Genomic DNA, 21,355 nt, shown 5'->3' with positions numbered 1-21,355 from the left:
ATTCGGTCGATCTTTCCGGTCGCTACGAGGGTTCAGCGCTCCTCGAGGGACGTGTACGGACGCTCGGTGTAACCGGTGTAGATCTGACGCGGACGGCCGATCTTCAGGGTCGGGTCCGAGTGCATCTCACGCCAGTGCGCGATCCAGCCGGGCAGGCGTCCGAGGGCGAACAGCACGGTGAACATGCGGTCCGGGAAGCCCATCGCACGGTAGATCAGGCCCGTGTAGAAGTCGACGTTCGGGTAGAGCTTGCGCTCGATGAAGTAGTCGTCCGTGAGGGCGGCCTCTTCGAGCTTCATGGCGATCTCGAGCAGTTCGTCGCCCGCACCGAGCTTCTTGAGGATGCGGTCGGCGGTCTTCTTGACGATCGCGGCCCGCGGGTCGTAGTTGCGGTAGACGCGGTGTCCGAAGCCCATGAGCTTCACGCCGTCTTCCTTGTTCTTGACCTTGCGGACGAAATCCTTGACGTCGCCGTCGGACTTCTGGATGCCGTCGAGCATCTCGAGCACGGCCTGGTTGGCGCCGCCGTGCAGCGGGCCCCACAGTGCGTTGATGCCGCCCGAGATGGACGTGAAGAGGTTGGCGTCGGAGGAACCGACGAGGCGCACCGTCGACGTCGAGCAGTTCTGCTCGTGGTCGGCGTGCAGGATGAGCAGCATGTCGAGCGCCTGAGCGATCTCGGGATCGATCTCGTAGGGCTCGGCGGGGAAGCCGAAGGTCATGCGCAGGAAGTTCTCGACCAGCGACAGCGAGTTGTCGGGGTAGAGGAAGGGCTGACCGACAGACTTCTTGTAGGCGTAGGCCGCGATGGTCGGCAGCTTGGCGAGCAGACGGATCGTCGACAGCTCGACCTGCTCGGAGTCGTCCGGATCGAGGGAGTCGGGGTAGTACGCCGACAGGGCGTTGACCGCGCTCGACACGACGGGCATCGGGTGCGCGTTGCGCGGGAAGCCGTCGAAGAACCGCTTGAGATCCTCGTGCAGGAGGGTGTGGCGGCGGATCTTGTCGGTGAAGACCTCGAGCTGCTCCGAAGTCGGCAGCTCACCGTAGATCAGCAGGTAGCTGACCTCGATGAACGTCGACTTCTCGGCGAGCTGCTCGATCGGGTATCCGCGATACCGCAGAATGCCCTTCTCGCCGTCGATGTACGTGATCGCCGACTTCGTGGAGGCGGTGTTGACGAAACCCGGGTCGAGGGTGGTGTACCCGGTCGCCGCGAGGAGCTTGCCCAGCTCGATACCGTCATTGCCTTCCGTCGCCTTGGCGATCGACATCGTGTGTTCGCCACCGGGGTAGCTGAGGGTGGGGTTGGTGTCATTCTCAGCGGGCACGAAGGATCCCTCTCAAGCTCAGACCTACGAGAAACTTCCGGACATTCACGTAGAACCTAGCCGTAGCGCGGGGTATGCGCTGCGGCAGGGTCCGCCGAAAGTCCTCGATCGGTATGTCGTCCATGTGGGTTCCGAACGCTCGCCCGCACCCTCCGCGACTGTGCCGCAAGGCCGGCACACGCCGATAACCTGCGGCAATACTACCCGGGTCTCACCAAGGTCGTTACGCGGGGATCTGCGTCGATCCGGCGCCCCACGCCGGTCACTGTACTCACGGCACGGCGAAGAGCGCATCGACCAGCACGGCGGTGGTCTCCGCGACGGGTCCGCCCTCGAGGGGGGCGTCGGGGTCACCCGTGGTCGAGTCCGACAGGATCGCCAACACCATCGGCTGCCCGTCCGGAGACCACACCACTCCGGCGTCGTTCACCGTCCCGTGGTTGCCTCCGCCCGTCTTGTCCGCCGACGTCCATCCCGGCGGCAGACCCCCCGCGGATCCGGGTGTCCGAGGTGGTGGTCGCCCGCATCCAGCCGAGCAGTGTGCGCTGCTGGGGATCGGGCAGCCCCGAGCCGAGCAGCACCTCACGGAATCCGTGAGCGAGTCCTGCGGCGGTGGTCGTGTCGCGCTCGTCACCCCGGGCCGCCTCGTTGAGTTCGGGTTCCCACCGGTCGAGCCGGGTGACCTCGTCCCCGACGGAGCGGGCGAAGGCGGTGACGGCCTCGGGCCCACCGATCCGGTGCAGCATCAGGTTTCCGGCGGTGTTGTCGCTGCGGGTGAGGGCGGCCTCGCACAGCCGGTCGAGCGGCAGCACACGCCCCTGATGTTCCGAGGTCACCGGCGAATTGACGACGATGTCGTCCGGGTCGATCGGAAAGGTCTCGTCGAGCCGGAGGGATCCCTCCGACTCGAGGCGCAGGATCGCCGCGGCGGCGTAGACCTTGAAAGGCGAACAGATCGCGAACCGTTCGTCGGCCCGGTAGGTGTGGACGCGCCCGGTCACCGGCGACTGCGCGAACACTCCGAGCCTCACGGCGTAGCGGTCCTCGATCTCCATCAGACGCTTGTCGACCCCGGCGGCGAGCAGTTGCGTATCGGGTACCGAATCGGCCGTCGTCGACGGGACCGTGCCGACGGGACCGTCCTGCGAGCCGCAGGCCGCCGCGGCGGCGACGGAGGACAGAGCGAGGGTGGAGTGGAGAAAACGCCTGCGCGACAATCTGTTACGGAAGAGGGACTCGGTGGATGTCATGCCGACAGGACACCACCGACAGGAATCGCCCCGCCAATACGCACCTGCCGCCCGCACGAGTCGGAAAAACTATCGCCGCTGTTCGAAACGGGGAGGACGGGCGGGATCCGGCCGCGCGACACACCGGGTCGGCGAGTCACCCGCCCGTGCTGATTGAATCCCTGCCATGGACCTGATCCGCCACCTCCGGTTCTTCGTCACCGTCGCGGAGGAAGGACACTTCGGCCGGGCTGCGGCGGCGCTCGACATGACGCAACCCCCTCTGTCACAAGGACTTCGGAAACTCGAACAACATCTGGGTTCCGAACTCGTGCATCGCACCAGGCAGGGAGCGGTCCTCACTCCCGCCGGAGCGGAGCTGCTCCCCCGCGCGCGTCTCCTCGTCGACGACGCCGACCGCTTCCTCGCCGAGGCCGGACGTGTCGCCCGCGCCCGGGGGCTCCTGCACTGGGGGGCCACCCGCGCGCTGCCCGACCGCCTGGTGACCCTGTGCGTCACAGCTCTGAGCCGACGCGGTGAGGCAACCGTGTCGACGCGATCCGCGAGCACCGTCGAGCTCGTCGACGCCGTGCGATCGGGGATGTGCGATCTCGCCGTCGTCGAACATCCGGCCCTGACCGAGGGACTGGACGCCGGCCCGGTGGTCAAACTCCGGCGATGGCTGGTCGTGCCGGCCGACCACCGCAGCGCCCGCTCCGACCGGCCGCGTCTGCCGATGCTCTCCGACCTGACGTTCGCCGCGCCGCCACGGGCGGGGAACCCGGCGTCCTTCGACGCCGTGCAGGATCTGCTGCGCGAACGAGGACTCGATGTCGACACCACCCCGGCGGTCGACGACCGCGCGGTGCTCGCCGCCGTGGCCGCCGGTACCCACTTCGGGGTGTCGACCTCGCCGCCCGGCGCGGTGCCCGGCGTGGCCTGGCTGGACTGGGCGCCGTCCGCGCTGGCCTTGCGGGTGCGCATCGTGCGACGTGCCGACGCCGACGTCGGTGTGCACGTCGACGCCCTCGACCGCGTCCTGTTCAAGGAGCGGGTCCGGTGAACGGCGGGGTTCGCCGGGACACGGCCGTCGACCGGATCCGGGCGGTCTTCGCGGATGCGGGCTGCACGGGATGGCTGCACGCCCGCCGGTGTGCGGATCCGCGGGCGGCGATGCTGTCGGTGCGCGGGGACGAACGCGTGGTCCTCGCGTCGGTGTACAAGCTTCCGTTGTTCCTCGCGTTCTGCGCGGAGGTGGACGCGGGCCGGCTCGACGCATCCGGACAGCTGCGGATCGTGCCGTCGGACTGCACCCCCGGCCCGACGGGGATCGCGAGCTTCCGGGATCCGGTGACGATGAGCCGACGCGATGTGGCCGCGTCGATGATGACGGTGTCCGACAACGCAGCGGCCGACGTGCTGCTCGGCGAGATCGGCACGACCGCCGTCGAGGAACTCCTCACGCGCCTCGGACTCACGCGGACCCGGATCGTCGGTGGGACCGCGGACGTCTATCAGCGCCTCGTCGAGGAGACGGACACCCGCACCACCGTCGAGGCGTTCCGGGCGCTCACCGATATCGACGCGGCCTGGACCGTCTCGGCGTACGACCCTGCCTACACGAGCGCGACCACCCCGGAGGAGATGACCCGGCTGCTCGAGGCCGTGTGGTCGGGCTCGGCGCTCTCGCCCGAGAGCACCGCCTTCGCGCAACAGGTGATGCGCGCCCAGATCTGGCCGCACCGCATCGCATCGGGCTTCCCGCATCGCGGGGTCGCGATCGCCGGCAAGACCGGCACGATCGGCATCATCCGCAACGAGGTGGCGGTCGTCGAGTTCCCCGGCGAGTATCCGATCGCCGTCGCGGTGTTCACCCGCGCCGCCCGCGCGGACCCCGTACTGCCGGTGGTCGACGCGGCGATCGGAGAGGCCGCGCGCATCGCCGTCACGGAGTTGCGGGCTCCCCTGCCGGACGACCCCGCGGGCCCGTCAGCCGAGAGTGCGTGAGACCCGGTAGCGCACGAAGGCCGGGAAGGCGACGACGCACACGAGCGTGCCGACGATGACGAGGACGCCGCCACCAGCAGCCGCGACGGCCGTGCCCGCAGCCGCTGCGGCGGCGCCGTGGAGCACGTCGCCGATGCGCGGTCCTCCCGCGACGACGACGATGAACACGCCCTGCAACCGGCCGCGCATCTCGTCGGTGGCGACGGTCTGCAGCATCGTCGAGCGGAAGGCCGCGGACACCATGTCGACCGCCCCGCCGAAGGCCAGGAAGAACAGGGCGACCCATAGCAGCAGACCGCCGCGGTCGGGCTCGGCCCACCACACCGCGGCGCCGAAACCGACCATCGCCACGCCCCACAGGACGATGCACACGATCACGGCGAGACCCTGGCGCTGTACCCGCGGCAGCCATCCGGAGAAGACGCCGCCGACCACCGCGCCGACCGACATCGCCGCGAACAGCAGGCCGAGGGCGAAGCCGCCCTGCGCCGGATCGCCGAACGACTCGTGGGCGATCTGCGGGAACAGGGCGCGCGGCATCCCGAACACCATGGCGACGATGTCGACGACGAACGACGCCAGCAGGATCCTCTGGCCCGACAGGTATCGGAAACCGTCGAAGACCGCACGCAGTCCGGCCTTGGTGACCTCACCGAGCGGTGGGACCGCCGGGAGTCGGACCACCGCCCACAGCGTGGCGAGCAGGAAGATCGCGTCCAGAAGGTAGAGGGTGGGCAGCCCCACGACGGGAATGAGAGCGCCGGCGAACAACGGGCCGGCGATCGCCCCGAACTGCACGACCGTCATGTTGAGCGAGGTGGCCGCCGCGATCTGCCCGACCGGCAGCAACCGCGGGATCACCGCCGCCCGGGTGGGCTGGTTGACGGCGAAGAACGCCTGCTGCACCGAGAAGAGACAGAGCAGCACCCACACGTTGTTCAGTCCGCTCGCGGCCTGCGCCCACAACAACAACGACGTGACACCGAGACCGGTGGAAGTGATGAGCAACAGTTTCCGGCGGTCCATCGCATCGGCGAGCGCCCCACCCCACAGGCCGAACACCACGAGCGGCACGAGCCCGAACACACCGGTGAGCCCCACATAGGCGGAGTTGCGGGTGATCTCGTAGATCTGCTGGGGTACGGCGACGACCGCCATCTGCGCACCGATGACGGTGACGATCCCGGCCCACCACAGCCGGGCGTAGTCCTTGTTGCGCAGCGGTGTGGTGTCGGCGAGCAGGCGCCTCACGGTTGCAGACGCTCGGTGATCCAGCGACCGTCGACCAGGCGGGTGCGGATCCGGTTGTGCAACCGGTTGGGCCGGCCCTGCCAGAACTCGACCGACTCGGGCACGATGCGGAACCCGCCCCAGAACGGCGGTACCGGGATGTCGTCGTCGACCTCGTACCGCTCGGCGGCCTCGACGAGGGCGTGCTCGAGATCGGCGCGTTCCGCCACCGGACGCGACTGCTGCGACGCCCATGCGCCCAGGCGGGATCCGCGCGGCCGCGTCCGCCAGTACGCCAGGGTCTCCTCGTCGGACACGCGGACGACCGGCCCGCGGACGGTCACCTGCCGGTAGACCGGCAGCCAGAGGAAGGTCGCCGACGCATAGGGGTGTCCGGCCAGATGACGGCCCTTGTCGGATTCGAAGTTGGTGAAGAAGGTCAGGCCGTCGGCGTCGATCTTCTTGCACAGCACGGTGCGGGTCGCGGGGTGGCCGTGCTCGTCGACGGTCGCGAGCACCATCGCGTTCGGTTCGGGCACCGCGGTGGCGACCGCATTCGCAAACCACGTACGCCACAGCGGAAGCCAGCCCTCGGCGACATCGCCGGGAGTGAGATCGCGGTCGGCCGGGGACTCGTCGGTCGGCCCCGCCGGGCTGTAGTCGACACGCATACGCGCGAGGTCGTCACCCTCGGGGCGCGGCAACGGGAAATCGGACGGCACGAACGACGACGGTACTCCCGGCATCCGGGCGGCGGCGCTCGGACCACGGAGGCTACAGTTTTCACGACGACCCGAGTGGGGCGCCGATCACACCTGACGGTGACCTCATTCCACCGGCAGCGCGGCCCGGACCGGGCCGTGCTCGAACGAGGAGAGCCCAACCGTCATGGCAGCGAGCGCGTCAGTTCCCGAGGATTTCGTCGCAGGACTCGAAGGCGTTGTCGCCTTCACGAGCGACATCGCCGAGCCCGACAAGGACGGTGGCGCACTGCGCTATCGCGGGGTCGATATCGAAGAGCTCGTCGAGAAGGGAGTCACCTTCGGCGACGTGTGGGCCCTGCTCGTCGACGGCGAGTTCGGTCGCGGCCTGCACCCGGCCGAGCCGTTCCCCCTCCCGATCCACACCGGCGACGTGCGCGTCGACGTCCAGGCCGGTCTCGCGATGCTCGCACCCATCTGGGGCTTCCGTCCGCTGCTCGACATCGACGACGCGACCGCCCGCGACAATCTCGCCCGCGCCGCGGTGATGGCCCTGTCCTATGTCGCCCAGTCCGCCCGCGGCATCTACCAGCCCGCCGTGCCGCAGCAGCGCATCGACGAGGCGAGCACCGTCACCGAACGCTTCATGGTCCGCTGGAAGGGCGACCCGGATCCCAAGCACGTCGAGGCGATCGACGCCTACTGGGTGTCGGCGGCCGAGCACGGCATGAACGCCTCGACGTTCACCGCCCGGGTCATCGCCTCGACCGGCGCGGACGCGGCCGCCTCGCTCTCGGGCGCGGTCGGCGCGATGTCCGGCCCGCTGCACGGCGGCGCCCCGGCGCGCGTGCTGCCGATGATCGAGGAGACCGAACGCACCGGCGATCCGCGCGGCCTGGTCAAGGGCATCCTCGACCGCAAGGAGAAGCTCATGGGCTTCGGTCACCGCGTCTACCGCGCCGAGGACCCCCGCGCCCGGGTGCTGCGCAGCACCGCCCAGCGGCTCGACGCTCCTCGTTTCGAGGCGGCGGCCGCGCTCGAGCAGGCCGCCCTGGCCGAGCTGCGCGAGCGTCGTCCCGACCGGGCGATCGAGACCAATGTCGAGTTCTGGGCCGCGGTGATCCTCGATTTCGCCGAGGTCCCCGCAGCGATGATGCCCGCGATGTTCACCTGCGGACGGACCGCCGGCTGGTGCGCCCACATCCTCGAGCAGAAGCGTCTGGGCAAGCTCGTGCGTCCCGCGGCGATCTACACCGGCCCCGATCCGCGCCCTGCCTCCGAGGTCACGGGCTGGGATTCGATCACGCATCGCTGATGCCTCTTCCCCTGCCGGGCCGACCAGCGCCCGGCGGGGGCTCCGAGGGGGCGGTCTAGACTACCTGTGCACCATGTCCCTCGACTCTTAGGACACGCATTCCGATGGCAGACGCGTCACCGATCATTCCCGCCGACCTCAAGCCCGCAGACGGCCGCTTCGGCTGCGGCCCGTCCAAGGTTCGTCCCGAGCAGCTGCAGTCGCTGGTCGACGTCGGCGCTTCGGTGTTCGGCACCAGCCACCGGCAGAAGCCGGTCAAGGACGTCGTCGCCCGTGTCCGCTCGGGTCTGCGCGACCTGTTCTCCCTGCCCGAGGGCTACGAGGTCGTCCTCGGCAACGGTGGCACCACCGCCTTCTGGGACGCCGCGGCCTTCGGTCTGATCCGGGAGCGCTCGCAGCACTTCACCTACGGCGAGTTCTCGTCGAAGTTCGCGACGGTCGCGAAGAAGAACCCGTTCATCGGCGATCCGATCGTCGTGGGTTCGGAGCCGGGCTCGGCTCCGGAGATCGTCGCCGACGCGTCGGCCGACCTCATCGGCTGGGCGCACAACGAGACCTCGACGGGTGTCGCGGTTCCCGTGCAGCGTCCTGCCGGTTCCGACAACGCTCTGATCGCGATCGACGCGACCTCGGGTGCCGGCGGCCTGCCGGTGAACATCTCCGACACCGACGTGTACTACTTCGCCCCGCAGAAGTGCTTCGCCGCCGACGGTGGCCTGTGGATCGCGCTGATGAGCCCGGCCGCGCTCGAGCGTGTCGCCGAGATCAAGGAGTCGGGTCGCTTCACCCCCGAGTTCCTGTCGCTGCCGATCGCCGTCGACAACAGCAGCAAGGACCAGACCTACAACACCCCGGCGCTGGCCACCCTGCTGCTGTTCGCCAACCAGATCGAGTGGCTCAACAGCAACGGCGGTCTCGACTGGGCCGTCGCGCGCACGAAGGATTCGTCCTCGCGCCTGTACGAGTGGGCCGAGGCGTCCGAGTACGCGACGCCGTTCGTCGCCGATCCGTCGCTGCGTTCGCAGGTCGTCGGCACCGTCGACTTCGCCGACTCCGTCGACGCGGCGCAGGTCGCGAAGATCCTGCGGGCCAACGGCATCGTCGACACCGAGCCGTACCGCAAGCTCGGCCGCAACCAGCTGCGCATCGGCATGTTCCCGGCCATCGATCCCGAGGACGTCACGCAGCTGACCAAGAGCATCGACTGGGTCGTCTCCCAGCTCTGAGCACCTCGCGCAGCGGGGCCGGGTCCGATGTCGGACCCGGCCCCGTTGTCGTCATAGTCTCGACCTCGCATCGAGACATTTCGGCGAACCCTGGACGATAACGCGCCGCGTCGGATTTCTTGCGATGTCGCTCGGCGTGGCGCGGCGTGTCCGGCCACGAAAAATATCCAGGTCGGTTACAGTCGGGCGGGTCAATCGCGATCGGCGCGAGGAGGTCAAGGTGCGAGAGCTTCGAGTGGTCGGTCTCGAGCCCGATGCTAAGCATGTGGTGCTCGCCGATCCCACGACGGGGGACAAGTTCCGCATTCCCGTCGACGACACCCTGCGCGCGGCCGCTCGCGGAGATCTGGCCCGTCTCGGGCAGATCCAGATCGAGACGACCAGCCAGCTCCGCCCTCGCGAGATCCAGGCCCGCATCCGCGGCGGCGCCTCGGTCGAACAGGTGGCCGACGAGGCCGGGATCCCGGTCGCCAAGGTCGAACGGTTCGCCTATCCCGTCCTGCTCGAGCGGTCCCGGGCCGCCGACATGGCCAAGAAGGGCCATCCCATCCGCCCCGACGGTCCCGCCGTCGAGACCCTCCAGGAAGTCGTCACGCAGGCGTTCCGCGCCCGTGGGCACAGCCTCGACGAGGCCGAATGGGATGCCTGGCGCGACGACGAAGGATTCTGGGTCGCGCAGCTGCGGTGGCATGCCGGTCGTTCCACGAACCGCGCCCACTGGCGGTACCAGCCCGACGCACACGGCGGCACGATCACCGCGCTCGACGACATCGCGGCCGACCTGGTGGATCCCGACTGCGGCCGGCCCCTGCGCTACCTGACCCCGGTCTACTCGGCGCGCGACGTCGACGATTCCACCGAGGCCGAGAACGCCGAGCGTCACGCCCCGATCGCACTGGAGTCCCCCGCTGCCGAAGAACCGGCTCCCGAGCCGGTCGCTGCCGAGGAGACCACCGTCGCCGTCACGGTGCCCGACGACGCCGACGCTTCGCGCACGTCCCAGGCTCCCGCGAAGGACAAGCGCGGCAAGCCCGCGCTCCCCTCGTGGGACGACGTGCTGCTCGGTGTGCGCAGTAACGGACGCGTCTGAGGAAGACGTCGGCGATGTCGGCGACGGTGTCGACGCTCTGGTACGTCGACGCACCCGATCCCGCAGCGGTCCTGCGTGAGTTCGCCCCGGATCGCGATGCGGCGCAAGCACTTCTGTCGCGCCTGTTCCCCGATCTCCAGGTCGACCCCGGCGTGCGGGTACCGCTGACCGAGGTCGGTGGTACCGACGGGCCGGGCACAGCCGGCGAGGACGGGGTCGAACGATTCTGGGTCGGCAGTTACCCCGGCGTGACGGTCGTATCGAGCCACCGATTCGCCCTGCGCCACCCGTCGGAGCTTCCCGCGATGTGGTTGCGTACACCCGCCGCGCAACGCACCTGCCTGCTGGCCTCCGATCCGGGCGGCGCGTGGGGATCGTTCGCCGTGTGGGAGTGCGGCAGGCTGCGGCGCAGCTTCGGGGCGAACACGGTCGAGTTCTTCGAGGACGAGGGCCTGCCGTTCGTGTGGGAACGACCGTTCTGGGCGGGTGAACACCCGCTCCGCTGGCCGCCGAACATCCCGCCGCCCCCGGAGTCCCTCCCCTTCCACCCGCGCAAGCTCGTCGAGGAGGCCCACGGCGCGTGGCTCGGATTCCGCTACGTCGGTCGTCGCGCCGACGAGCCGGACCCGCGCGAGATCGAGACGTGGAGTTTCACGTTGCGTACCCCGGTCCCGCAGATCACCGTCCCGGAGCCGAAGACCGGTTGGTGGCGGCGTCTCGTGGCGCGCTGACCTCTCCCTGACCCGGCTCCTCGCCTTTCCGTCTCATTCTTCCTCTCCGACAATACTTTTCAGGGAGTCGAGGTCCTCGGTCGTGACGTCCGAGGGCTGGAGGACGACGGCCCAGGCGTCGACGTACTCGGTGCTGTACTTGTGGCCGTGGCCGGCGGGAACGCCCGTGGAGAAGGGCAGATCGGCCGTGATCTGCCAGAAGGTCACGAACGGTATCCACACCATGTCCTCGAGCACGTCGCGCCCGGGGGCCTCGCCGATCCAATCCGGTTCTCTCGTGATCAGACGTGGACTCCACCAGACGATCGGGTCGGACGGATGCATCAGATACAGCACCCGACTTCCCTCCCACGGACTGTCCGCGGGCGGGATCCCCGCCTGCGGATCGTTCGTGAATCGCACCGTGCGGCCGTCCCGGAAGACCGGCTCGATCTCCGGGCTGCCGTCGTCACGGTGATCGCTGAACTCCCGGAAGAGGACGTTGAAGTTCGGCGGTCCGGCGAAGACCGTGCCCGCCGTGCGATTGCGCAGGTCGTACTCGCCGCTGAAGGCGGTCTCCCCACCGAACGAACCGAGGCTCTCCCCGGCCACGAGCAGTCGGGGGCGGGCGTCCTGGGGAAGCTTGGACCAGACGTCGTAGACCGCGTCGAACAGGTCGCGTCCGGCTTCCCTCGCCTTCGACTGGTCGACGAGATAGGAGATCCACGAGGGCAGGTAGGAGTACTGGATCGCCACGGTCGCGACATCACCGCCGGTGAGGTACTCGACCGAGTCCACCAGAGCCGGGTCCACCCATCCACTGCCCGTCGTCGTCACCACCACCAGGTTCTCACGCTCGAATCCACCTGCCCGCGTGAGGTCTTCGACCGCGAGGGACGCGCGATCCTCGGTGTCGTCCGCCGATGCCAGGCCGGCGTAGATCCGGATCGGTTCCAGAGCAGGACCTTCCGCGAACTCGCCGAGTTGCTCGGTGGTCGGGCCCTGCCCGACGAAGATCCGACCCTGCCACCCGAGAGAATCCCACGGAACGACCGAATCCGGTCCACCGGAGCGGAGTGCGGTCGTCGGTTGCTGCACACCTTCCTCGGTTCTCGTGTCCCGCGCCGAGAACGCCGCGTTGGCGGCGTCGATGAAGCCGCCGAGGAGCACTCCGGAGACGATCGCGTACACGAGTCCCGCGACGAGAACCCACCCCACGACGTTCGCGGCCCGCTGCCCGATCGACCGGTCGAGTGTCCGTGCCGCCCAGTGGTACAGAGCGCGGATACCGCGTCCGATCGCCAGCAGCACAGCGAACATCACGACCGCGACGAGCGGGGAGAGGACCGCAAGTGCCAGGTTGTACTCGGAAACCCCCCATCAGAGTACGGATCTCGTGCTGCCAGTACTGACCGAGCCCGAAGAAGACCGCGAAGAGGACCACCGCACAGACACCGAAGGTCCACCACGACGTCGCCTTGGGAGGCCGAGGAGGACGGTCGGCGAACGCACGCCACACGAACGCGACGAGCACACCGAGACCGTATCCGATCGCAGCGGTGATCCCGCAGATCATCCCCTGCAGGATCCCGCCGCGCGGGAGCAGCGACGGCGTGAAGGACAGGCACGCGAAAAGCACTGCACCCCAACACCCGGGAAGTGTGAGGTGCAGCGCTTTCCGTCGTGTCCGCGATCGGGGGTCATCGGCCGCGACGTTCGCGACCGGATCGCCCCGGACGCTGCGGCCGTCTTCCTGCACGGTCGCGTCAGTAGTAGTCGGGGCGCGGGTTCCAGGTCGAGATCGCCCAGATCACGACCGCGTCCAGCGCGATGATCAGGATCGACCACCACGGGTAGTACGGCAACCACAGGAAGTTCGCGATGATCGACAACGCCGCGAGGACGATCGCCGTGACACGGGCCCAGGTGGCACCGCTCATCAACGCGAGACCGGCGACCAGCATCACGACACCGAGGACGATGTGGATCCATCCCCACGTGGTGAAGTCGAACTTGAACGTGTATTCCACGCCCCGGACGAACACTTCGTCCTCGGCCACCGCAGCGATGCCCTGGAAGAGCTGGACGACGCCGACCGTTGCCAGGATGATCGCGGCCCCGATCGAGGTGCCTGCGGCGATGCCCTGTTTCACACTCATCCCGTCTCTGTCGGGACGTACGTCATGCGACATGACGATCCTCTCGTGTACGAAGGAGACATCGATCGTGCACCGACCCTCGCGAGGAGCGGTCACGATCCGATTCGGAGGAACAAGGGTGCTGCGGGTTACGCTGTCACCCTTGCATTTTCAACCGCCGGCTGCCCCGACGCGACACGACGATCGCACGAGCCGACCATGGGAGGGCACCGTCCTTCGATGCCCTCCCCGCACCGATGGTTCACGCGATGGGCACGCCGTCGCGTCCGGTCGTGACGTTGCCGAGCGCCTGCGCCTTGAGGTGTTCGTACTCCGTGGGTGTGATCGCACCCGAATCGAGCAGGGCTTTGGCGTCGGCGATCTGCTGGGCCGGGGATTTCCCGACCGCCACGGTCCGGATGTACTCGTCGGTGGCCTGCTTCGCCTCCGCTTGGGCCTGCTGCGCCCGCAATGCCATCCCGCGACCCCGAGCGATCAGATAGACCAGTGCCGTGAGGTACGGGAGGATCACCAGTCCGATGACCCACACCGCTTTGACCCAGCCGGACACGGAGTGATCACGGAAGAGGTCGACGATGATTTGGAACAGGACGATCAGGTATGCCACGAATGCGAATACGACGACTGTGTACCACACGTAGTCCCAGAATGAATCCATAGCCGAACCTCCTCGGCCGGACCGGGGGACGGAACGATGCCCGCGAAACCGCCCGGAAATTGAAGATCTCGAATCCTGTTTCCCCCTGCGGCGTGCCGTTGCCGGCACCACCACCAGTCACGGCTCATCCGCTCGTCGACACCGGATCGAATCGTGGCATCTGTCCGACTCCGGCGTCGGCGGGTGTCTCTACAAGCCATGACGACCTCCGTCCCTCCCGTCCGGAAGGAACGCATAAACCATACGCCCATCACGAGTGAAGGGCACCTGTTTTCGCTGATCGTGCGCCCGGCGCACGACCGGGTCGTTCAGGAGTAGATCGCTCGGGGGTTCCACGCCGAGATGGCCCAGATCACCATCACGTCGAGCGCGATGATCAGGATCGCCCAGCCCGGATAGTTCGGTAGCCACAGGAAATTCGCCACGATCGACAGTGCGGCGATGACGATCGCCACCACGCGCGCCCAGGTCGCACCGGCGATCAATGCGATTCCCACCACCGCCATCGCGACCCCGATGACGATGTGGATCCATCCCCATGTCGTGAGGTCGAACGCGAACGTGTATTCCGGCCCGGCGACGAGCAACTCGTCGCCGGCGACAGCAGCGATCCCCTGGAGGATCTGCAGCGCGCCGATCAAGGTCAGGATGATGGCGGCTCCCACCGACATCCCGGCTGCCAGACCCTGACCGATCGTCATGTGCTCTTGTTCGGCATGCGCACCGTGGGACATGATGCTCCTTTCGGCCCACCCGACATTTCCGAGTGTGCGCTTCGGAGACGTTCTGCGGAATGCCTGCCGTGGGAGGAATACTCCGCAGGGACGGTCAGGACACGATCAGCGCGAGCCAGCCGAACGGCACACCGGCCACGAAACCGGCGGCAAGCCAGCGCAGTACCTGCACCCGGAGCCACGACCACACGGTCGGCGCGACTCCCGCGACCGTCACGACATTGACGACGACGGCGAGGGCCGGATGGATCCGTCCGAGCGCCTGCCCGCAGGCGACGACGGTGATGACGGTGGCGACGAAGGAGAATGCCGTCAGTGTGAGCCCCGTCGCCCAGGGGGTGGGCGCGGGGCCGCGGGCCTGGCTCATCGCGGGAGCCGCACCCGCTCGTAGAACGCCATCGCAGCAGCGGTGGCCACGTTCAGCGAATCGGTGCCGGGAGCCATGGGAATGCGGGCGCGCACGTCGGTCGCCCGCATCGCATGCTCGGTCAGGCCCGGGCCCTCGGCACCGAGGAGCAGCGCGACCTTCTCCCCCGTCATCGCTTCGGCGAGCGGGATCGCCTGCGGGTCCGGGGTCAGCGAGATCAGCTGGAAGCCACTGCTGCGCAACAGATCCAGGTCGGACGGCCACCGGTCGACGTGCGCGAAGGGGACACGGAGGACGTGCCCCATCGACACACGCACCGCACGCCGGTACAGAGGGTCGGCGCATCCCTTCCCGAAGAGCACACCGTCGACGCCGAGCCCGGCGGCGTTGCGGAACATCGAGCCGATGTTCTCGTGGTCGTTGACCCCTTCGAGCACTGCGACCGTGGTCGCCTTGTCGAGGACGTCGTCGAGCGACAGCGGTTCGGGCCGGTGCGCTACGGCGAGCACCCCGCGGTTGAGGTGGAAGCCGACGACCTCCGCCATGGTCGCCGCATCGGTGCGGTAGAACGGCACGTCGACGTCGCGCAGGTCGTCGGCGAGTTCGTCCAGCCGCCGACCCACCCCGAACAGGCTCGTCGGAGCGAACCGGGAATCGAGCATGCGCTGGACCACCAGCACACCCTCTGCGATCACCAGCCCCTTGCCACCGGGAAGGTCGGGCCGACGATCCGCGGAGTTGAGACCGCGGAAATCGTCGACCCGGGGGTCGGAAGGATCGTCGATGTCGATGACGTGAACCACCGGGACATTCTCCCAGCGTCCACGCGCCCTCCCGCACCGGGTCGGCCGTCACGACCGCAGTGCGGTCATCCCCCTCGACCGCGGTGCGGTCATCCCCCTCGACCGCGGTGCCGTCAGTCGTCTTCCGCGACCAGCGCCGTGAGGATTCCGATGGCTCCGCGCAGCGTCCCGAGCGAGTCGGGATCGAGCTTCTCGAGCCGTTCGGTCAGCCACACTTCGCGTGCCTGGGCCTCGTCGGCGAGCAGCTCGGTCCCGGCTTCGGACAGCGTCACGATGATCTGTCGTCCGTCCGTGGGGTGCGGCGTCCGCTCGACGAGCCCGAGCTCGTGGAGAGAGGCGATGACCCTGGTCATCGAGGGTGGCTGGACGCGTTCGCGCGCCGCCAGCGCCCCCGGGGTCATCGCACCCTCCTGCGCGAGGGTGGCCATTGCCGAGATCTGGGTCAGGGAAACTCGGGAATCGCTGCGTCTCCCCCGCAAATGACGCGTCAGACGCACTACGGCGAGTGAGAGGTCACCGGCGAGTGCGCGTGTATCCGAGATCATGGCGTGCAGAATACGTCACATCGCCCGAAACACGCGTCGGCCGTCTAGGTGAGCAGTTCCGTGAGGGGATCGACCGAGAAGTACAGGGCGAACAGCACTGCGACGATCCACATCAGCGGGTGGATGGTGCGGATCTTGCCGCTGGCGGCGTGCAGGATCACCCAGGTGATGAAGCCGACGCCGATGCCGTTGGCGATCGAGTAGGTGAACGGCATGACCATGATGGTCAGGAAGGCCGGCAGGGCGATCTCGAACTTGGTGAAGTCGATGTCGCGGACCTGACCGATCATCAGGGCGCCGACGACCACGAGTGCCGGGGAGGCCGCCTCGATGGGTACCACCTCGTACAGCGGGGTCAGGAACATCGCGAGCAGGAACAGCACGCCGGTGACCACGTTGGCCAGACCGGTGCGGGCTCCTTCCGCGATACCCGAGGCCGATTCGACGAACACCGTGTTCGACGAGGCGGAGGCGCCGCCACCGACGATGGCGCCGGTGCCCTCGACGACGAGGGCCTTGCCGATGCCGGGCAGGGTGCCGTTCTTGTCGGCCAGGCCGGCTTCCTTGCCGAGACCGGTCATGGTGCCCATGGCGTCGAAGAAGTTCGCGAGGACGAGGGTGAACACGAGCAGGGTCGCGGCGATCACGCCGATGCGGGTGAACGCGCCGAACAGGTCGACGTTGCCGACGAGGCTCAGGTTCGGGATACCGAAGAAGGAGTCGGGGGCCTCGGGGGTGCTGAGGTTCCAGCCCTTGGGGTTGGTGCCCAGCGAGGGGCCGACGTCGGCGATGGCCTCGATGATCATCGACAGGATCGTGGTGGCGACGATGCCGATCAGCAGTCCGCCGCGTACCTTGCGCGCGACGAGCACGCCCATCAGCAGGACACCGACGACGAAGACGAAGGTCGGCCACGAGGCGATCGACCCGTCGATACCCAGACCGACCGGCACGGTGGTGCCGGCGGCGTCGGGAATGCGGCGGACGAAACCGGCGTCGACGAGACCGATCATGGCGATGAAGGCACCGATACCGGCGGCGATAGCGGCCTTCAGTTCCGCCGGGATCGCGTTGAAGACCGCGGTGCGGAATCCGGTCAGGGCCAGCACGACGATGATGATGCCGTCGATGACCACCAGGCCCATCGCTTCGGGCCAGGTCACCTGCGGCGCGATGGTCACCGCGAGGAGACTGTTGATGCCGAGGCCGGCGGCGATGGCGAACGGATAGTTGGCGACCACACCGAAGACGATGCTCATGAAGCCGGCGACCAGCGCGGTGACGGCGGCGACCTGGTTGATGGGCAGGATGTTGCCCATCACGTCGACCTTCGCCGTCGCGTCGTCGGCGGAGAAACTACCGAGGATCAGCGGGTTGAGGACAACGATGTACGACATCGCAAAGAACGTGACGATGCCGCCACGCACCTCCCGGGACACGGTCGAACCGCGTTCGGTGATCTTGAAATAGGTGTCCAGAAAGGACGTTCGCTTGAAGTCGGTGCCTACGGCCATGTCCACAAATCCGCTCGTCGAGTACGGGGCGTCGCAACGGGAACCGATTATTGCAGCGCGAAGGAACTAATCTGCAAACCGTGGAACCCGCCCAGCTCGTCGCAGCCCGTATCCGACGCCTCGCCGACCCGCGTCCCGCGCTCGCCGTGGGAACCGCTCTGTGGGTGGTGGCGACCGTCGTCGTGTCGGCGGTCGGCGGCGATCTCCGCGACGATGCGTTACCGGTCTGTGTAGCGGGAATCGTGGTGGGGCTGCTGGGAACTGCGCTCTTCCTCCTGCAGCGTCGTGCCGCCCGTCGCGGCGACCGAGGCGCCCAGGTGGGTCTGGACTGATCCCCGCCCGCCGCCGTCCGCGACACGCCCGCGGCAGTGTCAGCGGCGGATCCGTACGCGAGTGATCAACCACACCCACAGCAGGGCCCATGTGATCCCGAAGATCCAGCCCGCGACGACATCGGTGAGCCAGTGCGCCGCCAGGTAGACGCGGGTGAGCCCGATCGCGAGGGTGTACACGGCGAGCGCGATCATCGCGACGGTCCGGCGGCGATCGCCGCGCGGCCATGTGCGCACCACGACCGCGACGAGCGCCGTGGCCAGAACCGCGCTGGTCATCGCGTGTCCGGACGGGAACGACTCGGTGTGCAGGGCCAGGAGCCGTTCGGGTTCGGGGGGCCGGACACGCCCGAAGATGTTCTTGAGCAGCACCATCACCGGCCAGCCCGTGAGGACCGCTCCGGCCACGAGGACGGCGTCGGACAGCCGATCGGCCCGCACCAGCAACAGCGTCGTCGCCGCGGCGATCAGGGTCGTGGCGACTCCCCCGCCCGTGTGGGTCAGTGCCGTCACCGCGGTGGTCAGCCCGGGCTCGCGGATCGAGACCATCCATTCGAGCACCGTGGCATCGAGGATCACGGTTCGGCTCTCGCGTCCGGCGCCGTGCGCGAGGTGCGGTCCGTGAGAGCGGCGAGTGCCGCGACCAGGCCGGTCGGTGTGCTGTGGACGGTGCCGGTGGCGTCGATCCACCACTCGACCTCGACCTCACCGGTCAGCGCCCCGGAACAGCGCACGACCAGCCGGTCGTGCAGCGCGAGTACCCCGCGCGGAAGCGGCATACCGGCGACGATCCCGGCCAGCACCGCGGCCGGTTCGCGTTCCCAGGTCGAGCTGCGTCCCTGCTCGACGGGTTCCGCGTCGACGACCGCCGACGCCACGGCGATGTCGAGCACGTCCGCGAGCGCGTGCGCCGATCCCCGCCCACCGGTGACGAGCCGGTCGTGCGGGATCACGGCCGCGAACCACGGACGGTCGGGGACGAGGGCGTCCGCTGCGTCGACGACGGCGCCGGACAGACTGCGCACCCCGTCGGGCAGGGTGACCGACTCGGGATCGAGACCACCCGACGAGAAGGCCGCGGCGAGCGCGTCGTGAGCGGCGACGATCGCGGCCGGTCCCGGCGACCGGCTCTCGTCCGCGAGCCGGTCGAGCAGTGTCTGCGCCAGCTCGACGTCCTCGACCACCGTTCCTGCGAGCGCACCGCGGAAGGCAGCCGCGTCGGGATGGGTGCAGGGATCGAGCAGACCGTCGAACAGGGTGTCATCGGCGAAGCGGTAGTGGCCCAGGGGCCGGCCGTCGAGCAATGCCCGGGTGCGCAGGTACCACGCCGTGTATCCGCCGGGGTCGGCGAGCGCTTCGGCCGTCGCGGGTTCGGCGGCCAGCAGGGTCAGCGCCCGCGACCAGCGACGATCGTCGACGAGATCGAGGTCGCGCACCGCGACGAGCGTCTCGGGGTCCTCGTCGAGTCGCTCCCACCAGAGGTGTTCGTCGGGCAGGTCGTGGTCGGGACCGGTGGGCAGGTCGGCGCGGAGGATCGTGAAGCCCCAGCCCACGCCGATCGCGCGCAGCGCGTCGGCTCCGTACCGGTCGACGACGGCCGGATCGACGGTGCCGAAGGGCGCGTCCTCGACCAGCACTTCGGCGAGCGGCGCGCCGGGGAGCAGGAGTTCGTCGGCGGGGACGGCATCGCCGTGGGTGTCGGGCAGCAGCAGCGCCCCGAGTTCGCGGGGCACGGCCGCGGGTGACGCGAACGGCACCAGCCGCAGGACGACGTCGGCGATCGCGCCGGCCGGCTGATCACCGTCCGGGTCGACGTCGTCGGGATCGGCGTCCTCGACGGCCGCGACGAGCGCCGGGTCGGCGATGAGATCCTCGACCGTCACGGTGCCGGCTCCGAGCCGGGCGAGCAGAGGATGCGCGGCATCGGGATGGACGAGGCGCACCCACGGCATCGACACCGGGCCCAGATCCTGCAGTTGCGTCGCGAGGACGGTCGTGCGCGGGCCGGTCACGGTCCGGCCGTCCGACAACGGAACCGGCAGGGATGCGAGTTCCTCGGCCGCCACCGCATCGACGACGAGCGGGGTCAGCGCCTCGTAGAGGCGGTTCCACCACTTCGGATCGCGTTCGTGCCCGGAGAGCAGTTCGGCGAGTCGCGCGAGACCGAGCCGGTGCACTCCGACGGCCGAGAGCGCCGACGAATATCGCGGACCGCACAGCTCGGGGAGCACGAGCCCCGGGACGACCTCACCGAGGACATCCGCGAGCTCGTCGGTGAGACCGGGAAACGCGACGGCCCGGTCGGGCACCAGATCGGCGCTGCCGTCGGCTGCGGGAAGCCACGCGCCGCCGGCCAGGTCGTCGAGGATCGCCTCGCGGATCCGGCCGTCGACCTCGCCGCGCGCGAAGCCCGGGAGGGGCACGAGGTCGAGGCGCTGGTCGGCGGGCAGAGCCGCGACGAACCGCACGTACCCGCAGGCGACGTTCTCGACGTGGGCACCGGGCATCACGCGCCGCCGGTCGGGTTGCATCGCGACATCGGCGACGACGATCGCGGGCAGCGACAACTCCTCGTCGGAGCGGGTTGGGGCGCGCAGGACGTCGCTGCCGACCGGTGCGACCCGGCCGTCCACGACGGGAACGAGCCACCGCGCCGAGGGGCCGGTGAACTCCCACCAGGTGCGATCGCCGACCCGTATCTCCCCCAGGCCGTCGTCGAGTTCGCGCCGGTGGCGGGTGAACTCGTCGTCGCCGATGACGACGGTGCGCAGGCCGGGAAGTTCGAGCAGGATGTCGTGGGCCTCGGCGCGGAAGGCATCGAGCAGTGCGACCGGGTCGACCCCGGCACGCAGGGTCAGCACGACCTCGGTGTCGCTGCCGGACGCCGGTGGTGTCGCCGTCGGCCACACGAGGCGCAGAGCCGGGATGCCGGATTCGGGTTCGGGCAGCTTCCGTTCGGCGAGGACCGAGCGGGTGCGCTCGGCCGAGAAGCGGATCGAGCCGGTGCGCGAACGCACCTCGATGTCGTCGGAAACCGCCAGCACCGCGGTGAAACCGATGCCGAACCGTCCCACGGTGGACCCGGTAGCGCTCTTGTTCGACGAGCGCAGCGCGGTCAGCGCATGGACACCGCCCTCGTCGAGCGGCTCACCGATGTTCGCGACGTGGAGACGACCGTCGGCGAACCGGACCCGCAGTTCACCCGGTACACCGGCACGCGCGGCGGCATCGGCGGCGTTCTGGGCGAGCTCGGTCAGGACGCGATCGCGGTAGCCCGCGCGGACGTGATCGGCCTCGGTGGCGGCGTCCTCCCGGAGGCGGGTGGGCGACGACGACCAGGCCGCGATGATTCCCTCACGTAACGCCGCGGTCCCGAACGGATCCGCGGGGTCCGGCCGGGTCAC

Annotated in this window: 21 protein-coding genes and 2 pseudogenes; 7 read left to right on the top strand and 16 right to left on the bottom strand. The window is 68.9% G+C overall.

Annotated elements, in window-relative coordinates; translation table 11 throughout:
* Positions 1-32: 32 nt before the first annotated feature.
* The 3 genes and pseudogenes from CKW34_RS04640 to bla all read right to left on the bottom strand — a co-directional run.
* Positions 33-1,331 (bottom strand): citrate synthase, encoded by a 1,299-nt coding sequence (locus tag CKW34_RS04640; RefSeq protein ID WP_080968201.1) that lies wholly within the window; start codon positions 1,329-1,331, stop codon positions 33-35.
* A 271-nt stretch (positions 1,332-1,602) separates the two neighbouring features.
* The gene (locus CKW34_RS24765) at positions 1,603-1,917 is read right to left on the bottom strand and encodes a serine hydrolase (protein WP_255247726.1); all 315 of its coding nucleotides are present in this window, start codon (positions 1,915-1,917) and stop codon (positions 1,603-1,605) included.
* A pseudogene (gene bla, locus CKW34_RS04635) lies at positions 1,799-2,386 on the bottom strand (class A beta-lactamase); the annotation flags it as partial. The gene CKW34_RS24765 and the pseudogene bla, both read right to left, overlap by 119 nt.
* Before the next feature lie 361 nt (positions 2,387-2,747).
* On the opposite strand from bla, the gene CKW34_RS04630 reads away from it, so the two are divergent.
* Together CKW34_RS04630 and CKW34_RS04625 are read left to right on the top strand one after the other, a co-directional pair.
* Positions 2,748-3,623 (top strand): LysR family transcriptional regulator, encoded by an 876-nt coding sequence (locus CKW34_RS04630; RefSeq protein WP_059381791.1) that lies wholly within the window; start codon positions 2,748-2,750, stop codon positions 3,621-3,623.
* Positions 3,620-4,567 (top strand): serine hydrolase, encoded by a 948-nt coding sequence (locus CKW34_RS04625; RefSeq protein WP_059381792.1) that lies wholly within the window; start codon positions 3,620-3,622, stop codon positions 4,565-4,567. Before CKW34_RS04630 ends, CKW34_RS04625 begins: the two co-directional genes overlap by 4 nt.
* Here CKW34_RS04625 and CKW34_RS04620 read toward each other — a convergent pair.
* Positions 4,550-5,818: an MFS transporter gene (locus CKW34_RS04620; protein ID WP_059381793.1), complete on the bottom strand. Its 1,269-nt coding sequence runs from the start codon at positions 5,816-5,818 to the stop codon at positions 4,550-4,552. The genes CKW34_RS04625 and CKW34_RS04620 overlap by 18 nt on opposite strands.
* Positions 5,815-6,501: a pyridoxamine 5'-phosphate oxidase gene (pdxH, locus tag CKW34_RS04615; protein WP_174479599.1), complete on the bottom strand. Its 687-nt coding sequence runs from the start codon at positions 6,499-6,501 to the stop codon at positions 5,815-5,817. The genes CKW34_RS04620 and pdxH overlap by 4 nt, the downstream gene beginning before the upstream one ends.
* Positions 6,502-6,685: 184 nt before the next feature.
* Here pdxH and CKW34_RS04610 point away from each other — a divergent pair, with 184 nt between their 5' ends.
* The 4 genes from CKW34_RS04610 (at position 6,686) to CKW34_RS04595 (ending at position 10,860) form a co-directional block, all read left to right on the top strand.
* Positions 6,686-7,813: a citrate synthase 2 gene (locus CKW34_RS04610; RefSeq protein ID WP_059381794.1), complete on the top strand. Its 1,128-nt coding sequence runs from the start codon at positions 6,686-6,688 to the stop codon at positions 7,811-7,813.
* 104 nt (positions 7,814-7,917) lie between these two features.
* Positions 7,918-9,039 (top strand): phosphoserine transaminase, encoded by a 1,122-nt coding sequence (gene serC, locus CKW34_RS04605; protein WP_059381795.1) that lies wholly within the window; start codon positions 7,918-7,920, stop codon positions 9,037-9,039.
* A 220-nt stretch (positions 9,040-9,259) separates the two neighbouring features.
* Positions 9,260-10,129, top strand: a complete 870-nt coding sequence (sepH, locus tag CKW34_RS04600) for a septation protein SepH (protein WP_167388351.1) — start codon at positions 9,260-9,262, stop codon at positions 10,127-10,129.
* A gap of 14 nt (positions 10,130-10,143) precedes the next feature.
* A complete protein-coding gene (locus tag CKW34_RS04595; RefSeq protein ID WP_059381797.1) occupies positions 10,144-10,860 on the top strand; it encodes a DUF6928 family protein in 717 nt (238 codons plus the stop codon).
* Positions 10,861-10,893: 33 nt separating this feature from the next.
* Here CKW34_RS04595 and CKW34_RS24580 read toward each other — a convergent pair whose 3' ends face one another.
* From CKW34_RS24580 to CKW34_RS04555, 9 genes and pseudogenes are all read right to left on the bottom strand, one after another.
* Positions 10,894-12,159 (bottom strand): alpha/beta hydrolase, encoded by a 1,266-nt coding sequence (locus tag CKW34_RS24580; protein ID WP_255247727.1) that lies wholly within the window; start codon positions 12,157-12,159, stop codon positions 10,894-10,896.
* Positions 12,160-12,274: 115 nt separating this feature from the next.
* Positions 12,275-12,415, bottom strand: a pseudogene (locus CKW34_RS24760) (alpha/beta-hydrolase N-terminal domain-containing protein); the annotation flags it as partial.
* 190 nt (positions 12,416-12,605) lie between these two features.
* A complete protein-coding gene (locus CKW34_RS04585; RefSeq protein ID WP_059381851.1) occupies positions 12,606-13,031 on the bottom strand; it encodes a DUF7144 family membrane protein in 426 nt (141 codons plus the stop codon).
* A 208-nt stretch (positions 13,032-13,239) separates the two neighbouring features.
* Entirely contained in the window at positions 13,240-13,656 is a 417-nt protein-coding gene (locus CKW34_RS04580) for an SHOCT domain-containing protein (protein WP_059381798.1), read from the bottom strand.
* Between the two features lie 308 nt (positions 13,657-13,964).
* Positions 13,965-14,390: a DUF7144 family membrane protein gene (locus tag CKW34_RS04575; protein WP_059381799.1), complete on the bottom strand. Its 426-nt coding sequence runs from the start codon at positions 14,388-14,390 to the stop codon at positions 13,965-13,967.
* Between the two features lie 94 nt (positions 14,391-14,484).
* Complete coding sequence (locus CKW34_RS04570; protein ID WP_059381800.1) at positions 14,485-14,757, bottom strand: DUF2537 domain-containing protein; 273 nt, start codon at positions 14,755-14,757, stop codon at positions 14,485-14,487.
* Entirely contained in the window at positions 14,754-15,560 is an 807-nt protein-coding gene (locus CKW34_RS04565; protein ID WP_059381801.1) for a TrmH family RNA methyltransferase, read from the bottom strand. Before CKW34_RS04565 ends, CKW34_RS04570 begins: the two co-directional genes overlap by 4 nt.
* A gap of 113 nt (positions 15,561-15,673) precedes the next feature.
* Positions 15,674-16,105, bottom strand: coding sequence for an Rv0880 family HTH-type transcriptional regulator (locus CKW34_RS04560; RefSeq protein WP_059381802.1), 432 nt, complete (start codon positions 16,103-16,105; stop codon positions 15,674-15,676).
* Between the two features lie 44 nt (positions 16,106-16,149).
* Entirely contained in the window at positions 16,150-17,619 is a 1,470-nt protein-coding gene (locus CKW34_RS04555; RefSeq protein ID WP_059381803.1) for an NCS2 family permease, read from the bottom strand.
* Between the two features lie 80 nt (positions 17,620-17,699).
* On the opposite strand from CKW34_RS04555, the gene CKW34_RS04550 reads away from it, so the two are divergent.
* Positions 17,700-17,951, top strand: a complete 252-nt coding sequence (locus CKW34_RS04550) for a DUF2530 domain-containing protein (RefSeq protein WP_059381804.1) — start codon at positions 17,700-17,702, stop codon at positions 17,949-17,951.
* 39 nt (positions 17,952-17,990) lie between these two features.
* Here CKW34_RS04550 and CKW34_RS04545 read toward each other — a convergent pair whose 3' ends face one another.
* Both CKW34_RS04545 and CKW34_RS04540 read right to left on the bottom strand, forming a co-directional pair.
* Entirely contained in the window at positions 17,991-18,530 is a 540-nt protein-coding gene (locus CKW34_RS04545) for a phosphatase PAP2 family protein (protein WP_059381805.1), read from the bottom strand.
* The gene (locus CKW34_RS04540; RefSeq protein ID WP_059381806.1) at positions 18,527-21,355 is read right to left on the bottom strand and encodes a sacsin N-terminal ATP-binding-like domain-containing protein; all 2,829 of its coding nucleotides are present in this window, start codon (positions 21,353-21,355) and stop codon (positions 18,527-18,529) included. The genes CKW34_RS04545 and CKW34_RS04540 overlap by 4 nt, the downstream gene beginning before the upstream one ends.

The organism is Rhodococcus rhodochrous (assembly GCF_900187265.1).
Classification (GTDB): Bacteria; Actinomycetota; Actinomycetes; order Mycobacteriales; family Mycobacteriaceae; genus Rhodococcus; species Rhodococcus rhodochrous.
The sequence above is the reverse complement of the archived record's forward strand: the minus strand, read 5'-3'. Positions and strand labels throughout refer to the sequence as shown.